Below are 20,462 nucleotides of genomic sequence, written 5' to 3'. Positions count from 1 at the left end.
ATACTCTATATTAGTGTTAATTAAAACTAAAATTTATATCTGTACTTAATTTACTATGTTTCTGCAATTGCTCAAATATAACATAGATAATCTCAGCTTTATATAGAAAATGTAGTAGCATTAAAAACATTTTCATTGGACAGTTAAGAACGTTAAGAAGACAGTTAAGACAGTTAAGAACGTTAAGAGGACAGTTAAGACAGTTAAGAACGTTAAGAGGACAGTTAAGACAGTTAAGAACGTTAAGAAGACAGTTAAGACAGTTAAAACGCTGAAATTTTAATGAAAAATAATTACTGGCTGGTGTCGCCTAATATAGGTTCAATGCCTGAAAATCTTGCTACATGGGCTTTACATTAAATATTAAGGTTTTCAAAACTTGCATGATGTGGGTTTTAACTATCTTCTTATTAATTTTTTAAGTGTTTTAACTTTCCTTGCATACACACTTAATTAATGTTATATGTTTAATGGCTAAAACAATAGGACTTGCAAAACTAGTAAGTTAACTCAAGTAAAAGTTGTCAATAGTCCATAAGATAGAGTTTTTGACTATTAAGAATTGACTATTGGCAATCTAAACTCAACTATAAATTTACTAAACATAGCTTGAGTCCTGACAAATTTTACCAAAGGAAAAATAACAATGTATACAAATACAGTCGAAGTATTAGATATCCAAGTATTGCCATTCTTCGCACGCTTCTTGCAAGAACAATCTGCATCTGAAAATCCAGATACTACCCCTCCTCCTCCTTTCACTTTCAAGTATCCTTCTGATTTGGAAGACCGTTAAGGGGTTGACAACTAAAAAATATCATACAGATGTGTAAGCAGAGGAGACAGTGCAGTTGCCACTCCTGTGCTAGTGATGCTCCTGCGTAGCTAACGCTCACTAGAAAGCCATCCGCGCGGCTGGCTTGGCTTGAGTAACCAGCCGCTTTCAGAACGTGTAGCTTGCTTCCCGGTGGGGCTAAGCTTAGAGCGACTATTGCAGTATTGATAATATACAGGCGATCGCTTTTATTTTTTAGATTACCTACTTTTTTAAAAACTTAAGTATCCAAACAAAAACTTCTTTAGGTAGCCACAAAATTTTTTATGCACCTGTCACGTGACGTTGTTTTATTAATCACCCACAGTGGTGATTTTTTCACAATAGATAGAGTGGCACAAGCCTTGTCAAAAAAAGGGGTAAAACCGATTCGCCTTGACACCGATAAATTTCCCCAACAAGTGCAATTAGTAGCACACTTTGACGAATCCAGAAGCTATCACACTATAGAATATGGCAATTACTCTATTAGCACAGAGCAGGTGCAAGCTGTATGGATGCGGCGCATTTGGGAACCAGAACTAAGTTCACAATTAGCTTCACAGTTCCGAGAAGCCTGCATCAGAGAATCAAAAGCAACCTTAAATGGTTTTTGGGATAGTCTTAAAGAGGCTCGTTGGATAGACGATCTAGCGCGGATAAATTATGCAAATAATAAGTTGCGGCAACTACGGATTGCGTCTGAGGTAGGTTTTATGATTCCCCGGACTCTTGTCACCAATAAAGCTGAGTCAGCACGAGAGTTTTTCCATCAAGTCAACGGCAAAATGGTGAGCAAGCTATTAACTACTCTTTCTCACAGTATGGAAGCTAACTCCTCTTTTTTTCTTTACACCAGTATTGTCAAAGAGGAGGACTTACAAGATGCCGAGTCACTGCGCTACTGTCCAATGGTTTTTCAAGAGCAAATTCTTAAGCAGCGAGAATTGCGAGTCGTGTATGTGAATGGCAATGTCTTTGTGGGGGCTTTAAATGCGGATGTATATACAGCAGCCAAAGTTGATTGGCGTAAACCTGGGGTTGAGGTTGGTGGATGGCAACACCACCAGCTTCCTGATGAAATAGTGCGTCGTCTCAAAGCCTTTATGGGCAGATTTGGGCTGTTATTTGGAGCTTTAGATTTTATCCTGACACCATCGGGCGAATACGTGTTTTTGGAAATCAACCCTGTGGGAGAATGGGGAATGCTAGAGAAAGATTTAGACTTACCTATTGCAAGTGCGATCGCACTTGCTCTGATTTCTGAGAAAGCCGGATAAGACTTTTAGTTAGGACTTTAGCTCCAGTCTTAAGCACTAAAATCCTGATTGCGAAATATAAAAATAAGCACTTTAGTTAAAATTTTTACATGACCGTATTAATAGTTACGTTTAGCCAAGACAACGAAAGCATTCCGCTAGTAATTAAAGAAATTGAAGCTAGAGGAGAAAAAGCCTTTCGGTTTGATACAGATAAATATCCCACCGAAGTCAAGCTAGATATTTATTGCGGCGATACAGAACGGGTAATTATTACTGATGGTGAACAGAAGCTTGATTTGAGTGAGGTGTCCTCAGTTTGGTATCGGCGGATGCGCTACGGGCAGAAAATTCCCGACTCAATGGACAAGCAATATAGAGATGCGTCAATTAATGAATGTCGCGCTACTGTTAGAGGTATGATTGTTAGCCTTCAAGGATTCCACTTGGATAAAATGTCAAATGTGGATCGGGCTAATAATAAGCAACTACAGTTGCAAGTCGCACGAAAACTCGGACTTTTAACTCCACGTACTCTGACTTCAAACAATCCCGAAGCAGTTAAAGAATTTGCTCAAAAGTGTCAACAAGGTATAGTCACAAAAATGCTTTCTTCCTTTGCCATATATGATGAGCAGGGGCGAGAAAACGTTGTATTTACTACTCCAGTGACAGATGACGATTTGGAGAATATGGCAGGACTGCGTTTTTGTCCGATGACATTTCAAGAAAACGTACCGAAGGCGCTGGAGTTGCGGACAACTATTGTTGGACACCGCGTATTTACTGCGGCAGTAAACTCTCAAAGCTTGTCAGGATCTAATTATGACTGGCGCAAAGAAGGAAGAGCTTTGGTTGAGAATTGGCAACCATACGACTTGCCAGAAGATATTGAGAAAAAACTGCTCAAATTGATGGCTTATTTTGGCTTAAACTATGGAGCAATTGATATTATTCTCACTCCCGATGGTCGGCACGTATTCCTCGAAGTTAATCCAGTGGGGGAATTTTTTTGGATGGAAATATATTCGCCACATTATACTATTTCGCAGGCGATCGCAGAAGTATTACTAACTAATAAAAGTTAAAACATTGAGTATTATTTATTTTTCTTGCCCTCTATCTTATAGCTATCCATTTAAAAGCCATTTTCGCCATAACTTTCTAGAATTAAGTAGCAACCACGTTTATGATAGACAAAGTTTAAAAGTTAATAGTGAATTATCTGATTAAATTTATTAGATATTTAATACCTTATTTTGAAATTACTAATTATTTATATTTGGAGATAAAATTCTTGTGACAAACTTAGCAGAGACACAAATAGTTTTAACATTTGATGGAGTAGATGATTATATAGATTTTGGTAGAAACGATATTGGCGGCGTTTTCGCTCAAGGAAGTTCAGCGTTTACTATTTCTGGATGGATAAATCCATACGAACTAACAAATAAAGCCACTAGTTACGGAACACGTAATGTATTTTTTGCCCGTTCTTCAGAGCGATACAGTGATAATTTTGAATTCGGTATCAGTGAAACTGGAAGCCTAGATGTTTTTATTGATGAAACTGTTAGTAAAGGTATCAAAACCTTTGGTCAAGGAGAATTAAGTATAGAACAATGGCACTTTTTTGCCATTGTTTTTAATAGCGGTCAAATCACAGTATATCTTGATGAAAATGAATATCACGATTCTCTTAGAGGTTCATCTTTAAACAAAGCAACAAGTTCTGTAACTCTGGGTGCAACTTTACACAAACAAGTTTATTTTAAAGGGCAATTAGCAAATATTAGTGTTTGGAATTATCCATGTACTCAGGCACAAATCCAAACCCATCGTTGTGGGCTAATAGCTGGGGATGAAGAAGGATTAATCGCTTACTGGAAATTAGATGACGGCGAAGGAACAACAGTTAAAAACAAAACTGGCAAGTCCTATCAAGGCAATTTTCGTGGTAATCCTAGTTGGGAGTTAGCACAAATTCCATTTGCAACCCAATCATTCAATCCGGTGCCATTTGTAGAGGAATTATCCAATCAAGAGGATATCCAACAAGAGATCCAAATTGAGAGACCAGTTATTCCCGAAGAAAATATATCAACAATAACCACAAATTTATTAGCAGCAACAATACCCTTAATAAGCAAGGACGAAGACGCACCAAAGGAAATTCAACAGCTACAAATAAACAGCGAAGAATCCGAAATTGTCCCAACCTTGGTAACTCTCCAGTCAGAGGAGGAAACTAAAAAAGACCAAACCGAAGAACCCGCCAATATCCAACAAGCACAAACATTAACTCAGGGGGAACCGCCAGAAACTATGAATACACAAGCCCAGCCCAAATATAAAATACTTTCCATTGATGGAGGCGGTATTCGGGGTATTATTCCTGCACTTATCCTAGCAGAAATTGAAAGGCGGACACAAAAGCCTATATTTAGTTTGTTTGATTTAATTACTGGCACTTCCAGCGGTGGAATTTTGGCACTGGGACTAACTAAACCCCGATTAAGTTCTGATGTATCTGATTTGCCACTAGCCCAATACACTGCTGAGGATATGGTACAACTATTTCTTGAGTATGGGGTAGAAATATTTTATGAGCCATTATTTGAAAGACTAATTGGCCCAATAGAGGATATATTTCTCCAACCAAAATATTCTTCCAAAAACAGAGAAGAAATTCTCAGCCAGTATTTTGGCAATGCCAATTTAGAAAATAATCTTAAAGAAGTTTTTGTAACTAGTTACGATATAGAACAACGAATTCCGGTATTTTTTACAAACAAACTAGAAAAACAAGAGCTAGAATCTAAAAATTTTCACAAGTTATGTAGTGGTTTTACGCTTTTAGATGCAGCATTAGGCACTACTGCAACTCCGACTTATTTTGCTCCCCATCGGCTTGTAAATCCTTACAATAGTGGCAGCGTCTATACTTTAATTGATGGAGGGGTATTCGCCAATAATCCAGCCCATTTAGCTATTTTAGAAGCACAAATTACTAGTAAACGAAAAGCAAAAAAAGTTCTTAATATAGAAGATATTTTAGTAGTTTCTTTAGGTACTGGTTCGCTGACAAGTACGTACCCTTATAAAGAAGTCAAAAACTGGGGGCTATTGCAATGGGGAAGACCACTTTTAAATATTGTGTTTGACAGTGGTAGTGAAGTTGTCTCTGGAAAATTAGAACAGTTGTTTGAACCTAGCGATGAAAAAGCTAAAAGTTTTTATTATCGCTTTCAAACATTTTTAGATGCGGAACTAGAAGAAATAGACAATACCAAACTACAAAATACTCGTCAGCTGCAAGCTGTAGCCCATAAACTCATTTCTGAAAAAAGTCAACAAATCGATGAACTTTGTAGTCTTTTATTGAGCTAAATTAGGTTTATTGTATCTTGCACTCTTTTTCTGGTGCGATATATAAGATTCTAATTTCTTCAAAAAAGAAATTAGTAATCATTCTATTATTCATGTTTTCATCTTATAAGGATTGTAGGTAAATACAATGGATGAACTAGTCAAAAAAATTGCTGGTTTGGGGCTTCCTGGCATACTTTTCGTGATTGCAACGTCTACATCAGGGGGTAGTGTCGCCGCCGTTGTCGCTATGCTTTCATCACTGGGCGGGCCTTTAGGCTTGTTAGGAGGTTTAGGACTACTTGGTCTGGTAGGCATTCTAGGGGAATATATAGGAGCATTTGGGATTGAAACCATTCTCAAGTTCATTTATACAGAGCGTAGCAAAACTGAATCTGTGAGATTTCTCCTTAAAGAAATTCAAGAATTACCGATTACAGATGACCTCAAGCTCAAACTGAAACATCATATTAGCCCAGTAGTTATTACTGAGCCTGAACAAGGGCCTACTCCCAGAACGGTCGAAATTGTAGATGATGAACCAGTAATCTAGTGCATTTGATTTTCTGCCCCCTAAACCTTTTTTTAGGATTTAGGGGGATATAAAAATCTTCAATTTCTAAAACTAAAAATGGCCTCTGAGTTTAACTTAATTCTCAAAGGCCATTTCAAAATTAATAGTCTAATTAATAACGGCTCATCTTTAAAATATGCAAACTCCATCTGCACGTGAGCAAAACACAACAAATCCTTTTTCAGCGTTAACTCAATTTTGGCAGGATGTGAAAATAGTTGCCGGGCCTTATTGGTATCCAACAAAAGCAGAAGGAAGAGCATTCGCAGATGTGATTCGTTCGTGGGGAATGCTGATTATTCTAGTATTATTAATAATCTCAGTGATAGGTGTAAGTGCTGCAAATAGTTACTGGAATCGCTATGTAATTGATATTGTTATTGAAGAGAGAGACCTTGATAAATATAATAGTACTTTATGGCTGTCCTCTCTCATTATTCTATTGACAGTCATCTTAATAACTTTTTTGAGATATTTCCGCAAAAAAATCACTTTAGATTGGTATAAATGGCTAAATAATTATATTTTAGAAAAATATTTGAGCAAGCAAGCTTATTATAAAATCAATTTTAAATCTGATATAGATAATCCAGATCAACGTCTATCTCAAGAAATAGAACCTATTACTAGTAGTGCCTTGAGATTTTCAACTGTTTTACTAGAAAAAGTTTTAGAAATGGGGAGTGCTTTAATAATTCTTTGGACAGTTTCTCCACCGATCGCACTCTATTTAGTTATTTATACAGTTATTGGTAATTTAATAGTTGTTTACTTGAACCAAGCAATAAGTATAGTTAATCAGCAAGAACTTGCATTTAAGGCAGACTTTGCTTATTGCCTAACTCATGTTCGTAACCATGCTGAATCGATTGCTTTTTTTCAGGGAGAAGAGGAAGAATTCAATATAATTCAGCGTCGATTTAATAATGTTCTAGAAACTGCTGAACGAAGGCTGAATTTGGAGAAAGGTCAAGACGCTTTTGGCAGAGCATATCAGTCTGCTATTAGTGTATTTTCGATGTTTATTCTCACGCCTTTATTTATTCAAAATCAAATTGATTATGGAGAAATTAACCAAGTTAGTTTTGCTTGCTTTATGTTTTCCAATGCCCTGGGAGAGTTAATAGGTGAATTTAATATTTCCGGGCGATTTTCTAGTTATGTAAAGCGTTTTGCTGAGTTTTCAGATGCACTACAAGCTGTTAGTAAACAACCGGAGAATATCAATACCATTCAAATCATAGAAGAAGAACGTTTGGCTTTTGAACGTGTCACTTTACAAACACCAAATTATGAGCAGGTGATTGTTGAAGATTTATCACTTTCTGTTCAACCAGGCGAAGGGTTATTGATTGTTGGCCCTAGCGGTAGAGGTAAAAGTTCTTTGTTGAGAGCGATCGCAGGTTTATGGAACGCAGGAACTGGTCGTTTAGTACGTCCTCCCCTAAAAGAAGTCTTATTTTTACCCCAAAGACCTTATATCATTTTAGGTACTTTGCGCGAACAATTACTTTATCCGCATACAGACCGAAAAATGAACGACAAAGAACTCGAACAAATTTTACAACAAGTTAATCTGCAACACTTGCTTACTCGTGTAAATGGCTTTGATACAGAAGTTGCTTGGGAAAACATATTGTCGTTAGGAGAACAACAACGCCTCGCTTTTGCAAGGCTATTAATTACGCATCCAAGTTTCACTATTGTAGATGAAGCAACTAGTGCTTTAGATTTGAATAACGAAGGTAATTTATATAAACAGTTACAAGAAACGAAAACAACTTTTATCAGTGTTGGTCACAGAGAAAGCTTATTTAATTATCATCAATGGGTATTAGAACTTTCACAAGAAACTAGTTGGCAGCTTGTTTCTATAGAAGATTATAGGCAGCAAAAAGGAATTGCTGTTAAACCAGTTGAAAAAGAGCAAATTACAATAGATGCTTTATCTCATAATGAACTTCAATTAGAACCAGAAAACTCAACAGCACCAACTACAATTGTAGGACTTTCTCATAAAGAGATTCAAGCATTAACAGACTATTCTCTTACCACTATTAGAAGCAAGGCAAGTCAAGGGAAGACTATTATTACAAATGATAAAGTTACGTACCGTTATAACAAAGACCCGAAGGTATTGAAATGGATACGGAATTAAGACTACTCATATTGTGAAGTAAAATTGTCTACTTCAAAAAGAGTAGTTTGACTTTAGACCATGACAAACATCTTCAGGTATTGAAATGAATCATAATTTAGCAGCTACTTATATATCTTAGAATCACTAATGTTAGCTAGAAAGCAGCAACTAATTACTTGTACCTCGATTACAATTTATGAAAAAAAATATAAATTTCCTATTTTAAAGAATCCAAAAATAAAAAAAATCCAAAAAAAAATTCAAAAATGTCAAACTTTGATTAAAAGTGGAACTAAAACGCATTCTTATATTTGGGGGATAATTAAACAAAAACAAAAAATTAGCCAAAGAGAGATTTTTGTAGAAGTTAAATTACTAATCAAAGATTATACTCAACTTCTTGATTTTATAGAAAACTATAAAGATAGTTATCAAGATTTTTTATTAAAATTTATAGATGATTGGATAAATCTGTTTAATCAAAAATATATTGAAATCAAAAAAATTAATGAAGAAAGAAACAACCTAGAATTAAAAAATGCTTCTAATTTTCAAGTCATTGAAAGGCTAAAGTGGGAAAAAAAAGAAAATTTAAAATCAATTTTACTGTTAAGCAAGACGAATATTTTAATATTAGAAAAGGTTAAATTGCTCAGTGAAGGAATTAAAAACTTATCAGAAGATACCAAAAATCAAAAGCGAGCTATTCAGCAAATAGTCAAAGATATAGAGGTATATCAAGAAATTTATGAATATCAAATCCGAGCTACAAAAGTTCGTCAAGAAATAGCAAAAATAGCTGAAACCGCAATCAATTTGGAAAATTATCTACAAGAATACTTTAGTCCGTTTCAATCTTTGATAGATGAGGTAGTCAAAGTAGATGCAAGTTTTTACGCAACTGTAGAAGAAATCCAAAATTTAGCCAATAGTAATTCAAATCCTCAATCAAATTTATTAACCATACAAGAGACTAATACAATTTCTCATAACATACTCGATTTATTAGTAGCTAGCTATGAGAAAAAAGATAGATTGCAAGATGCTTTTTTTCAGCCACACTTATTAGATGGACAGGTTTATGATTTTGATTTGCTTAAGAATGAAATCAATGTAAATCAAACGATTAGCTTGATATCTAGCTATATGTCTACTCAACTAGCTGCTCAAAAAAAAGTGCTAGGGATAGTGGAAGCAGATTTTGTGTCTTCTCATTCTCAACCTGATATTGAAAAAACGGAATTAGCAGAACTATCTAATAATTATACCGAGTTTACTCAAAAAGCGGAAAGTAACTGGAACATTGATTACAGCAAATTGCAAAATTTACTTGCTCAGTACAAATGGCAAGAAGCTGATATTGAAACTGCTAAATTAATGTTACAACTCATGGGGAAGAATTATTGGAATGAAGTTTATAAAGAAGACATTCTTAACTTTTCTTGTCAAGCTTTTCGTAAAATCGATCAACTTTGGCAACATTACAGTTATGGTTATTTTGGCTTTAGCGTGCAGCAAAGCATTTGGGATGCAATAGGTGGTCAAATAGATTATGAAACCCAAAAGAGACTAGGCGATCGCCTTGGTTGGCGAAAAGAGGGAAACTGGTTAAACTACAACCAACTAACTTTTAAATTATCTCCGATGACACCGATGGGGCATCTGCCAGTTAAATGGTTACACTATGACCAAGATATTGTTGACATATCTCCAAATTCATGTGCGGAACCCCTTTCAATGGCAGCATGGCGAGTAGGGACTTGGCTAGTATGGCAGATGCACTTATTCTTTTCTCGCGTCCAAATTTGTAACGAAATGTTAGAAGTTAATAGTATAAAGTAGAGCTAATAAATAATATGAAGCATTCTGATATAGAAATAGAAGTTTTGCTTACTATGGATTAGAGTCTTTGAGTGATGGGATTAGTTTTAAATGTGGTTTATGGGAACTAGATTTTAATTCAACTAATCCTCAAGAAGCACCACTGATTTTCAACACTTACGATTACCGCATCTTCCGTCCACTAGTGGCATACTTTAAACTCGGGCCAGGAGATCATCGTTTCAATGTCTTTTATACAATTACGCCAGTTAATGAAGATGAGTGCTCAGCACAATATTGGTTAAAACTAAATAATCCTCAATTTTGCTTCTTTACCTCCATACTTTACAAAAATTGCATACTACAGATCCATAACTATGTTTTGGTGGGCGCGTTACCCTTAACTTTTTAGGTGATTAATTAGTTTTGTTTATTGATGGCTGCTCAAGGAGTTTTCTAAAAAATGTATTTAATAATACGGTTTTTTTGACAACAGTCAGTTTTACAGGTATCGCTCTGTTCGCGATCGCAGAACTTTTAGGTCTACTGACAATACTTCCAATTTCTCCATTCCCTGCTGAATTTCTACCTCCAATTTCGCTAATCAATTCCGTGCATTCACTTAGCAAGTTTGTTCAAGTCATTTTCTCTGAAAATCCCTCCACTGAGGTCAAATCCTTGAAGATACTTCAAGAGTTATTACTATTTTTCACCTCTTGCAAGCGTCCTGATTACGAACTGCTAATACTTTGTCTAAACTAGAACTTAACTAAAGTCCTGAAAAATTATTACAGCCTTAATGTCTAAAAATCCTTCCCAAACGCCTTACAACATCCCTAGCCATAACTCAGAAAAATGGCAAGAAAGAATAGCCCAAGTTGCATTTAGGTTTAACAAGCAATATCAAAATCAACCCTTCGACTTACCGACAGAAGTACAGGAAATGCCAATCTATCGAGATTGGATTACCGGTACCTTACCAGGTAGAATTGCTTCTTGCTTCTGGGAAATTGGCAAACCGCAAAAGAATCAACACTGTTTAGATATTGGCTGTGGTGTCAGCTTCTTAATTTATCCTTGGCGTGATTGGCAAGCATACTTTTACGGTCAAGAAATCAGCATCATAGCTAAGGATACCCTCAATTCTCGTGGTTCCCAGTTGAACTCCAAGCTATTCAAAGGAGTGGAGTTAGGCGCAGCCCATCAGTTAAAGTATGCCGCAGATCAGTTTGATTTGGCGATCGCCACAGGATTTAGTTGCTATTTTTCTCTGGAATATTGGAATGCTGTATTGCTGGAAGTCAAACGAGTCCTCAAACCCGGTGGACAGTTTGTGTTTGATATCCTCAACCCCGAACAACCCTTAGCAGAAGATTGGGCTGTTCTGGAAACTTATTTGGGTGCGGAAGTATTTCTCGAATCTCTAGCTGAGTGGGAAAAAACAATTAAAGCCACTGGCGCTAAGATTCTGGCGCGACAATCTGGAGAATTATTTAACTTATATAAGGTGCAGTTTTGAAATAGCGTTTCCCCATTGAAGGGGGATGAGGGGCAGAGGGGGATGAGGGAAGTGTGGGGAGTTTTCTTACCCATGCCCAATGCCCAATGCCCAATGCCCAATGACAATTCCCCTTTAGGTAGGTAGCAATGTGCGTAGGTAGTTCACTATAATGCTTGTACTATGAGCAGCTACCCATCCCTGAAAAAATCTTACACACAATACCGTCGGCGTGAAAATGACTGGCGGTTATTTTTGCGCTTAGTACCTTATGCCCGTCGTAGTGGAAAATTGCTAGCGCTGTCAATGTTATTACTTGTACCCATTGCCATAGCTAATGCGGTACAACCACTATTAATTGGACAGGCAATCTCTCTAATTCGTAAGGAACCCAGCGTTTATGAGTTTCTGAGAAATCGTCCTTTGTTGCAAGGGCTAAATATTCTAGAAGGTTTATTACTGATATCTATTACGATCAGACTGCTATTTACAGGTTTTCAAGGTTATCTCGTACAAAAGCTAGGACAACAAATCACAGCGGAGATTCGTGAAGACTTATTTCATCATGTAACATCTTTATCTGTGCGTTTTTTTGACCGGACACCTGTTGGTAAATTAATTACCAGACTCACCAGCGACGTGGAAGCCTTGGGAGATGTTTTTTCTACTGGGGCAGTAGGCATTGTCTCAGATTTATTTTCCATGCTGGTGATTATTGGTTTGATGTTTTCTCTGCAATGGGAACTTGCATCTTTGTTGTTGGTGATACTTTTGCCAATTAGCTTGATAATTGTTTACTTGCAAAAACAGTATCGCCAAGCAAATTACAAAGCACGAGAAGAACTTTCGGTGCTAAATTCTCAGCTACAGGAAAATATTGTTGGTATTAATGTCGTACAGTTATTCCGGCGAGAAAAATTCAATTCTGAACTGTTTCGCACTACCAACGAACGTTACAAGCAGCAAATAGATAAAACTATCTTTTATGATTCAGCAGTTTCAGCTATTTTAGAGTGGATTAGCTTAGTAGCGATCGCGGGAGTTCTGGTAGTAGGTGGTTGGTTGTTACTGGGCAAAAGTATTACTTTTGGGATTTTAGCATCATTTGTTTTATATGCTCAACAATTATTCGACCCTTTGCGGAATTTTGCGGAAAAATTCACTGTAATTCAAGCGGGTTTTACCGCTATTGAACGAGTAACCAACATTTTAGATGAACCAATAGAAATTCGCGATCGCTATAATTCTCGCATCTCCATTTATGATGCAAAATTTGGCTACATAGACGAGGTAGTTGCTAATCTCGAATCTCCCGATGCTAACCCCTCACCTGAATTAGGCGAAATCCGGTTTGAACATGTCTGGTTTGCCTACAAGGACGATGATTATGTGATTAAAGACTTAAATTTCACTATTCATCCAGGGGAAAAAATCGCATTAGTGGGCCCTACAGGTGCAGGTAAAAGTTCAATTATTCGTCTTTTGTGCCGTCTTTATGAACCCACCCAAGGACGCATTCTTGTTGATGGTATAGATATTCGCGACTTACCTCAAGCAGAATTACGACGTTATTTAGCAGTAATTTTACAAGAGGGATTTTTATTTGCTGGTGATGTTAAAAGCAACATCACCCTAGGCGATAACTACAGCTTTGAAGAAATCCAACAAGCAGCACAACAAACTAATATCGATCAGTTTATTGAACTATTACCCCAAGGATATGATACTCAACTAAGAGAAAGAGGTACAAATATTTCTAGCGGACAAAAGCAACTTTTAGCCTTTGCTCGCGCTGCTATTCGCAATCCGCAAATTTTAGTATTAGATGAAGCAACAGCTAGCTTAGATGTAGGCACAGAAGCTTTAATTCAGGAAGCCTTAAACCAGCTTTTGGTAGGACGCACCGCGATTATTATCGCTCACCGATTATCCACAATTCGCAACGTCAATCGAATTTTTGTTTTAAAACGAGGCGAACTCATTGAACAAGGAAGCCATGAGGATTTATTGCAACAAGGGGGAATGTATGCTACATTACATCAATTACAAATGTTAGGAACTTAAGTTGTGTATAGGGGCTAGCCCCTAGCCCCTAGCATGATTATCTAGCTAAATCTCGAGGATAAAAGATGTTTTCATAGAAACTACTGTCATCTATTTTTAGCATTTTCACAAAGGCAGCTAATTCAAAACACCAATAACCAAAAAAGCCAGCATCTTCTCCCAAATGAGAATCATACCAATAGGCTTTTTTCATACCTTTATAGTATTGTGTTAAAAACTTCTTGATTAGGTTTATTTGCTCTGTTCCTGTAGAATTTAAAGCATCAAAAAGTAAATTATAAGGTTTAGGGTAAAGAATTTCGGAATTTTCTGAACGGCCTGATACACGTAAAGCTACAAGACTTTCATACATCGCATCTCGTCGATTATTATTCAGTTCTCTAATTAGTTTATTAAAATAGTCATCGTCTATATCCAATAGGATAGCCAAAGAAACTAACCACAAAGCGTATATATATGCATCAAAATATTTAAAATTATAAACTGCGTGACCGGGTTCTTCATGATAGGCAATTAAGGCATCAACAATCTGTGGAAATGACTCTTTTAAAGACTCAATTTTTTCACCACGAGAATAGCGAGTAATCAGCTGTTCAAGCTGTCGTCGGAAGACGGTATGACGCAGATTTGTCCGATGTTCTAATCCTGTATCGGGGTTCTCAATTACGTCATTAAATTTTTTCAGCATCTCCGTATTGTAACGAACCTGCTCGTCAAAATAAGCTTGCTCTTTAAAGGTTTCCCGCTTTGTTAATTTTTGCTCTTGCATGTTACCCAATCCTCAGAGAAAAGTGAATTATAATTATTTTCCACGGGATAAATTTAACCAAATTTACCATTATTGTTACCAATTAATTTTAGTTTTTGTCACTTTACCACCGGGATCAACGCGCAATTCCCAACATTGATTGAGTGCAAATTGACGAGTGCTGGCATCAAAAAGGACACCTGCGAGTGCGCCTGCACCAATCAACACAGTAGTACTAAGCTATTCTGCTTTTAAGTTGCACAATCAATCGTCAGGGCTGTTGGGAGTTGACCGCGCCGCACTGAGAAACTCAAGAAGTGTTATTTAGATCATTGTCGATCAATGAGGATATCTGTGAACCCGCTCGTACAACAGTTAACAGCCCTTATTTTGATAGAAGAAAGGCAGAGACTCTGCCTTTTCATTACCTTGTGTGCCTAAATAAACCCAATCCGGTTAAGAGGCCAAAAGCGGAATGTTGCTCGACCAATAACATATTTTTGCGGCAAAAAACCCCAGTAGCGAGAGTCGTTACTATCGTTACGATTATCGCCCATAACAAAAAACTCGCCTTCTGGAACTGTGTGTGCTGGGTAAGGACTATTCGGTGGTTCCGCAATATAGTCTTCTTCTAAAGCTTTACCGTTGAGGTAAACTTTACCACGGGCAACGCTCACTATCTCTCCCGGCTCACCAATGACGCGCTTAATAAAAGCTTGGTCTTGAGGATATCCGCGACGTTGCAGTTCTTCCGGTGGCTGAAAAACAATAATATCTCCAGTTTTAGGAGCGTGAAACCGGTAAGAGATTTTTTCCACAACCAGGCGATCGCCTGTATGTAATGTGGGTAACATCGAATCAGACGGTATATAGCGGGGTTCGGCAATAAAAGTCCGGATCACAAATGCCAAACATAGAGCGATCGCAATCAGAATGAGATTTTCTTGCCAACTACGCCATATTTTTGACGCCGCTGGAGTATCTTTTACATCACTTTCGTGAACATCCATAGAATTTTTCAGCCAGTTAAAAAAGTGGAACAAATACCTTGATTATTTTGACGCTCAAGGTATACTTGTAATCAAGCTGGGTTTTCACCAATAACCCTTACAAGTATTAATAATAGGGCTATCGCATCTACCAATTATAGGCAATAACGCTGAGAATAACCTATAGCCTGTTAAGTACGATACAAGGCAAATATTAGGTATAGTAAGTAGGTAATTACAATACCATTACCTAACTTTTGCAATTATAAGGCAAGGTTTTAGAACATTCTCCGTTTAATTGTCTTCTCTGGAAAAGTTAGCTATTTGCCGACTGGTAGAGCGATACAGCCAGTCGGTTTTTTTTATTGGTCATTGGTCATTTGTAATTGGGCATTGGGGAGGCAGTGCGTTGCGGAGCCAGTCGCGTGGGCGGGTTTTCCGACTTGAGCGAACTGGCGTGAGGTCTCCTCCGTTGTAGCAACTGCCGTCATGGGGGAAGCAGTGACGGGTACGCAGGAGTCTATTGTGGGCGAACTGCCGTCATGGGACAAAAAGATTTCGTGTGAATTTTGAATTGTTTGTCTCCCTCATCCCCTCTACCTCGTTGTCAGCACAAAAATAAATCTAATGACAAATGACAAATGACAAATGACAAATGACAAATGACAAATTATGAATTATTTCTCACGCGAACACCAAGCTGTTTATCCCAGTAAAGTGGTTTATCTGCTTTCTTTAGTGGAGATTCTGGTATTTGACCTACTGATACACCATATGACCAGTTGGGGGGACAGATAGCAATATAGCGAGCATAGCCACCCAAACCACCTTTAAATTTGGGATAACCCATCGCCACTAGTGCGCCTGTTTCCGGGACTTGATCGAGATTTGTCACACCTTCGGCTTGAGTATATCCGTTCTGCAACAACCAGGCTTCTCCTTCCAAAGTTGGGGTACTATCTGTATCAAGGGGTTCATGCCCATGAAACAAGATATGGCGTTGCAAATGTAAGAACTTGAGAGCATCAAGACTCACCCCAGGAAACTTAGTTCTAGTAGCCAGTTCTGGATTCGGCCATTCCTTAGACCAATCAGAGCGCACAAATACAACTGAGCCTTCGGGAATCTTACCATTTCTCTTTTCCCAAGCCTGAATGTCCTTCACCGTGAGATGATAATTGGGGTTTTGAGCTACTTTGTCTTGCATGGAAATCACCACTAAAGGACGTACAGCAAAAGTTGCAGGTAACTCGTCAATAGCGGGATAGTCAGGGTTCCAGTGCGCCGGTGGATCTAGCTGAGTACCTAACTGATCGGTAGATAGGTCATAATGGGTAGCTTCAAAGCCATCTTTTTTGTAATTGTATGCTTGAAGAGTCTGAGGATTAATTGTTGGTTCAAACTTAGAAGCACTGAATCCTGACCATACAGGAATAGTAGGAGTAATTGTATGGGTAAGGTCAACATATTTGGCTTTTTTAAGAGACTGTTGATATACCTGCCATAGAGGAGGCCGAGGATGCGGTTGTGCAGCATTAAGGGATAAGCACAACAGAAGGGTAAAGAAGATTGCTAAACACAAAAAGGCAAATTTTTGCATACAGTTTGCTCTCAATTATCAGCAATACACTCACTCAACTGAATTTTCATGCAGCTTATAATTTGCCATAAAAACTTAGTCAAATGACAAAAGTATAATATCGCCTTCTTGAGATGCTTTAGTAAAAAAATGGCGGCAGCGAGTATATAAATTGAGATAATGTGGCTTCATATAAGCTCTGCTTTCTTGATCTGCCAATAGCTGATTAATACGCTGTTGTAAGTTATTGAAACAGATATGACTTAACACTTCAGCTATTTCTTGAACCTCGCTTACTGTGAAATAACGCACCATTCCATAAGTTGCTTCCCAATGTGTTGCTGTTCCTCCCATAAACATCTTGTCAAGCCAAGTTTCACTGTTCGTTTTGTGTGCGTCATATGGGAAGTCGCCTGTGAATACGAAGTAAAGCGACTGCCAGTACTTATCAAAGTCTAGATAGCGATCGCTAGTTTCTAATGCTTCAAAGTAAGCATAAATTTCCTCATCAGTAGCGAGCAAGATGCTCGCACTACGGAATAGGGGTAATTTATTTCTTGTAAGTCCCCTATCAGCGCATCTTCATCCAGAATTGGCATGACCGTTATGATTTTTCAATATACTGATGCTTTTGTGACTCTAGCAACTGTGAATTTTGACACTTTAGTGAATTTCTATACACAGTTTTTCGGACAAAATCCCACAAATCTGATGCCCAAGGTGTATGCTGAGTTTCAGCTTTCGGGTTTGCGGCTAGGTATTTTTCAACCCAAAAGCACACATGAGGCTGAATTTGAAACTACAGCTAAAAGTAAGATAAGTTTGTGTTTAGAGGTGAGTAACCTGGAAGCGGCGATCGCTCACCTGATATCCTTGGGTTATCCCCCACCCGGAAATATGACAATTGCTTCCCACGGTAGAGAAATCTATGCTTACGATCCTGATGGCAATCGTCTGATTCTACATCAAGCACCTACACAGAGTCATCAGTCCTGAATCAAGAATTATTAGTATGGACGAATGACCAATGACCAATGACAAAGGACAAATGACAAATGGCTTTAACTCAAAACTATAAATTAAACGTTATCCAATGGTATCCCGGTCACATTGCTAAGGCTGAAAAAAATCTCAAAGAACAGCTAAAGCGGGTAGATGTGGTATTGGAAGTACGAGATGCGCGGATTCCCTTGGCGACACACCATCCCCAAATTGGCGAGTGGGTGGGAAATAAAACACGGTTGTTAGTAATGAACCGATTAGATATGATTTCTCCCCAAGTGCGATCGCTGTGGATAGACTACTTTAAACGCCAGGGAGAAGTAGCTTATTTTACCAATGCGCAACATGGTCAAGGTGTAACAGCCGTGTTAAAAGCAGCACAAGCAGCTGGAGTAGAACTTAATCAAAGAAGAAGCGATCGCGGGATGTTACCCCGTCCAGTTCGTGCGGTGGTGATTGGTTTTCCTAATGTGGGGAAATCAGCCTTAATTAACCGACTGCTGGGAAAACGGGTAGTGGAAAGTGCCGCCCGTCCGGGAGTGACTCGTCAATTGCGTTGGGTGAGAATTTCCGAACAATTGGAATTATTGGATGCGCCTGGTGTAATTCCTCTAAAGTTAGAAGACCAAGATGCTGCATTAAAATTAGCTATTTGTGATGATATTGGCGAAGCATCTTATGATAATCAGCTAGTAGCATCAGAACTCGTAAATGTACTTAATTATCTTCAAGATGTAGCCACTAATTTATTACCAAAAAAACCTTTAGAAACTCGATATGATCTCGACTCCTCACCCCACACAGGAGAAGCATACTTGCACGCTTTAGCCGAACATCGCTACAAAGGTGATGTCGAAAGAGCTGCAAGGCAACTTTTAACAGATTATCGTAAATGTTTATTGGGTGAAATACCTTTGGAGATACCACCAAACTAATTCGTAACTTTTCTCTGTGCTTTTGTGGTTAAATAAATGAATTTTAAACCGCAGAGGGCGCAGAGATCACTCCAGAAAAAACATATTTTACAAGTCACTTTGAAAAGGCTATTCCTAGCCCCTAGCCCCTTTTTCATGACGACTACTTAGCAGCACAAGTGTTTTTTGTCCGACTTTTCCAAATCCAACCTGGCTCTGGAGAACTAATTTCTACCCAGCCACCATCGATTTTACCTGTAGTTATCACCTGAGTACCTGCTTGAATCACTTTACCTGTTCTTCTCTGTCCCGATCCAGATGAAGAGCGTAAGTTTGAGGAACTAACAACAATTAGACAACTTTTTTTCTGTTCAGGCGTATTTGGATGATTATTTGCTACTGGCTTAACTTCATTTTTAGCAGTCGTTGAAGAAAGTTTTTGTGAGTGATTAGCAGACATGATCCCAAAAGCAGCTACAGCGATCGCCGCACCACCCCCAATCAGCAATCGCAATTTTTGCTTTGATTGCGGAATCGAACGCCAGCGAGATGGGAAACTGCTAGGCGATCGCGTAGGAATAGAAGTAGTAGCTGAGAGCGTACTTTTCACCTCAGTGGCTCTGAGGGTAGATGCAGCAGTTAGTGGCTGTGCCGTAGAACTAGAGTTAGTTTCGTTATCTGGTGGAACATAGCAAGGCTTTGCTAGTTCCTGAAGATATTGCATGACTTTGGTTGCAGTCACATAGCCATCTTTCAAATAATGACCTACCACTTGGGTGACGACAGATGCTACAGCAGCTGGTGTACTGGCGTTAGTTATAGAAGCGAGTGATTGCAGTACCTCGGTGGCTGTTTGGTAGCGGTATTTGAAATAATGGCGGATCATCTTATTCAACAGAGATGCCAATTGGTTACTAACTTGGGCATGATGTTGCCATAATATCTCGCCAGTGACAGCATCTTCTCCTAACTGCTTGGGATTCAAACCTGTAAGCGCTTGGATACAAGTCATCCCTAGGGCATAAATATCACTACAAGGACGCGGTCTACCTTGTCCCTGTTCACTTGGCATATAACCTGGGGTTCCCACAGCCACAGTATCATTTTTGAGTTGTTCTGTGGTCATCAATGAGTAGCTTTTAATTTGCTTGACAGCCCCAAAATCCACTAAGACTATTTTATTGTCGGCAACACGACGGATTAAATTTTCGGGTTTGATATCGCGATGAATTACCCCATGACTATGAATAAATTCTAGAATAGGTAACACATCTTGCAGTAGTTGGATGACCTGCTCTTCACTCCACCTACTTCCTGGAGCCATTTCCCAGGAAAGGGGATGTCCCTCAACTAACTCTTGTACCAAATAAAATTCTTCGTTTTCCTCAAAGTAAGCTAAAAGTCGGGGAATTTGGTCATTATGTCCCAACTTTTCTAACGTTTCGGCTTCCCTATTAAATAAACGCCTAGCTAAGGGCAAAAAGTCAGGGTCGCTAGTAATAGGCTTGAGATGTTTAACGACGCAAGTGGGGTTTCCAGGACGGCGAGTATCTAGGGCTATATAAGTATGACCGAATCCGCCTTTGCCTAAGAGTTCGTCCACTTGGTAACGTTGGTCTAGTAATCTGCCGATCATCGTATAGCTGGACTGAGGTTAACTGTTAACTAGAATACACTTTCTCATCAAAGAA

The 20,462-nt window shown here is 38.3% G+C and carries 17 protein-coding genes; 11 read left to right on the top strand and 6 right to left on the bottom strand.

Going from position 1 to position 20,462, the window contains the following annotated elements:
* Positions 1 to 646: 646 nt before the first annotated feature.
* The 9 genes from AACU32_RS26210 to AACU32_RS26170 all read left to right on the top strand — a co-directional run bounded on the left by AACU32_RS26210 (position 647) and on the right by AACU32_RS26170 (position 13,539).
* On the top strand, positions 647 to 796 hold the full coding sequence (locus AACU32_RS26210; RefSeq protein WP_096604101.1) for a microviridin/marinostatin family tricyclic proteinase inhibitor: 150 nt from the start codon (positions 647 to 649) through the stop codon (positions 794 to 796).
* Positions 797 to 1,101: 305 nt separating this feature from the next.
* Positions 1,102 to 2,094: an MvdC family ATP-grasp ribosomal peptide maturase gene (locus AACU32_RS26205; protein WP_096604100.1), complete on the top strand. Its 993-nt coding sequence runs from the start codon at positions 1,102 to 1,104 to the stop codon at positions 2,092 to 2,094.
* Positions 2,095 to 2,183: 89 nt separating this feature from the next.
* Positions 2,184 to 3,161 (top strand): MvdD family ATP-grasp ribosomal peptide maturase, encoded by a 978-nt coding sequence (locus AACU32_RS26200; RefSeq protein ID WP_096604099.1) that lies wholly within the window; start codon positions 2,184 to 2,186, stop codon positions 3,159 to 3,161.
* Between the two features lie 211 nt (positions 3,162 to 3,372).
* On the top strand, positions 3,373 to 5,463 hold the full coding sequence (locus tag AACU32_RS26195) for a patatin-like phospholipase family protein (RefSeq protein WP_096604098.1): 2,091 nt from the start codon (positions 3,373 to 3,375) through the stop codon (positions 5,461 to 5,463).
* Between the two features lie 127 nt (positions 5,464 to 5,590).
* Positions 5,591 to 5,995 (top strand): hypothetical protein, encoded by a 405-nt coding sequence (locus AACU32_RS26190; RefSeq protein ID WP_096604097.1) that lies wholly within the window; start codon positions 5,591 to 5,593, stop codon positions 5,993 to 5,995.
* A 157-nt stretch (positions 5,996 to 6,152) separates the two neighbouring features.
* A complete protein-coding gene (locus AACU32_RS26185; RefSeq protein WP_096604096.1) occupies positions 6,153 to 8,174 on the top strand; it encodes an ABC transporter ATP-binding protein/permease in 2,022 nt (673 codons plus the stop codon).
* A gap of 129 nt (positions 8,175 to 8,303) precedes the next feature.
* The gene (locus tag AACU32_RS26180; RefSeq protein WP_096604095.1) at positions 8,304 to 9,998 is read left to right on the top strand and encodes a GUN4 domain-containing protein; all 1,695 of its coding nucleotides are present in this window, start codon (positions 8,304 to 8,306) and stop codon (positions 9,996 to 9,998) included.
* A gap of 778 nt (positions 9,999 to 10,776) precedes the next feature.
* The gene (locus AACU32_RS26175; RefSeq protein ID WP_096604094.1) at positions 10,777 to 11,496 is read left to right on the top strand and encodes a class I SAM-dependent methyltransferase; all 720 of its coding nucleotides are present in this window, start codon (positions 10,777 to 10,779) and stop codon (positions 11,494 to 11,496) included.
* A 162-nt stretch (positions 11,497 to 11,658) separates the two neighbouring features.
* Positions 11,659 to 13,539 carry an ABC transporter ATP-binding protein gene (locus AACU32_RS26170; protein ID WP_096604093.1) on the top strand — a complete coding sequence of 627 codons (1,881 nt, stop codon included), beginning with the start codon at positions 11,659 to 11,661 and terminating at the stop codon, positions 13,537 to 13,539.
* Between the two features lie 37 nt (positions 13,540 to 13,576).
* Here the strand turns inward: AACU32_RS26170 and AACU32_RS26165 are convergent, their stop codons facing one another.
* The 5 genes from AACU32_RS26165 to AACU32_RS26145 form a co-directional block, all read right to left on the bottom strand.
* Positions 13,577 to 14,308, bottom strand: coding sequence for a PoNe immunity protein domain-containing protein (locus AACU32_RS26165; protein WP_096604092.1), 732 nt, complete (start codon positions 14,306 to 14,308; stop codon positions 13,577 to 13,579).
* A gap of 75 nt (positions 14,309 to 14,383) precedes the next feature.
* On the bottom strand, positions 14,384 to 14,515 hold the full coding sequence (locus AACU32_RS26160) for a hypothetical protein (RefSeq protein ID WP_339378286.1): 132 nt from the start codon (positions 14,513 to 14,515) through the stop codon (positions 14,384 to 14,386).
* Positions 14,516 to 14,724: 209 nt separating this feature from the next.
* Positions 14,725 to 15,297 carry a signal peptidase I gene (gene lepB / locus AACU32_RS26155; RefSeq protein WP_096604091.1) on the bottom strand — a complete coding sequence of 191 codons (573 nt, stop codon included), beginning with the start codon at positions 15,295 to 15,297 and terminating at the stop codon, positions 14,725 to 14,727.
* Between the two features lie 649 nt (positions 15,298 to 15,946).
* Positions 15,947 to 16,876, bottom strand: a complete 930-nt coding sequence (locus tag AACU32_RS26150; RefSeq protein WP_096604090.1) for a cyclase family protein — start codon at positions 16,874 to 16,876, stop codon at positions 15,947 to 15,949.
* A 75-nt stretch (positions 16,877 to 16,951) separates the two neighbouring features.
* Positions 16,952 to 17,377 (bottom strand): DUF1877 family protein, encoded by a 426-nt coding sequence (locus tag AACU32_RS26145; RefSeq protein WP_339378285.1) that lies wholly within the window; start codon positions 17,375 to 17,377, stop codon positions 16,952 to 16,954.
* An 84-nt stretch (positions 17,378 to 17,461) separates the two neighbouring features.
* Between AACU32_RS26145 and AACU32_RS26140 the strand changes: the two genes are divergently transcribed.
* Together AACU32_RS26140 and ylqF are read left to right on the top strand one after the other, a co-directional pair.
* Complete coding sequence (locus AACU32_RS26140; protein WP_096604088.1) at positions 17,462 to 17,851, top strand: VOC family protein; 390 nt, start codon at positions 17,462 to 17,464, stop codon at positions 17,849 to 17,851.
* Positions 17,852 to 17,910: 59 nt separating this feature from the next.
* Complete coding sequence (gene ylqF / locus AACU32_RS26135; RefSeq protein ID WP_096604087.1) at positions 17,911 to 18,792, top strand: ribosome biogenesis GTPase YlqF; 882 nt, start codon at positions 17,911 to 17,913, stop codon at positions 18,790 to 18,792.
* 142 nt (positions 18,793 to 18,934) lie between these two features.
* Here the strand turns inward: ylqF and AACU32_RS26130 are convergent, their stop codons facing one another.
* Positions 18,935 to 20,407, bottom strand: a complete 1,473-nt coding sequence (locus AACU32_RS26130) for a serine/threonine-protein kinase (protein WP_096604086.1) — start codon at positions 20,405 to 20,407, stop codon at positions 18,935 to 18,937.
* Positions 20,408 to 20,462 lie beyond the last annotated feature (55 nt).

Source organism: Calothrix sp. NIES-2100 (genome assembly GCF_963875285.1).
Taxonomy (GTDB): domain Bacteria; phylum Cyanobacteriota; class Cyanobacteriia; order Cyanobacteriales; family Nostocaceae; genus Aulosira.
Note: the sequence above shows the minus strand (reverse complement) of the source record. Positions and strands in the feature narration are given on the sequence as shown.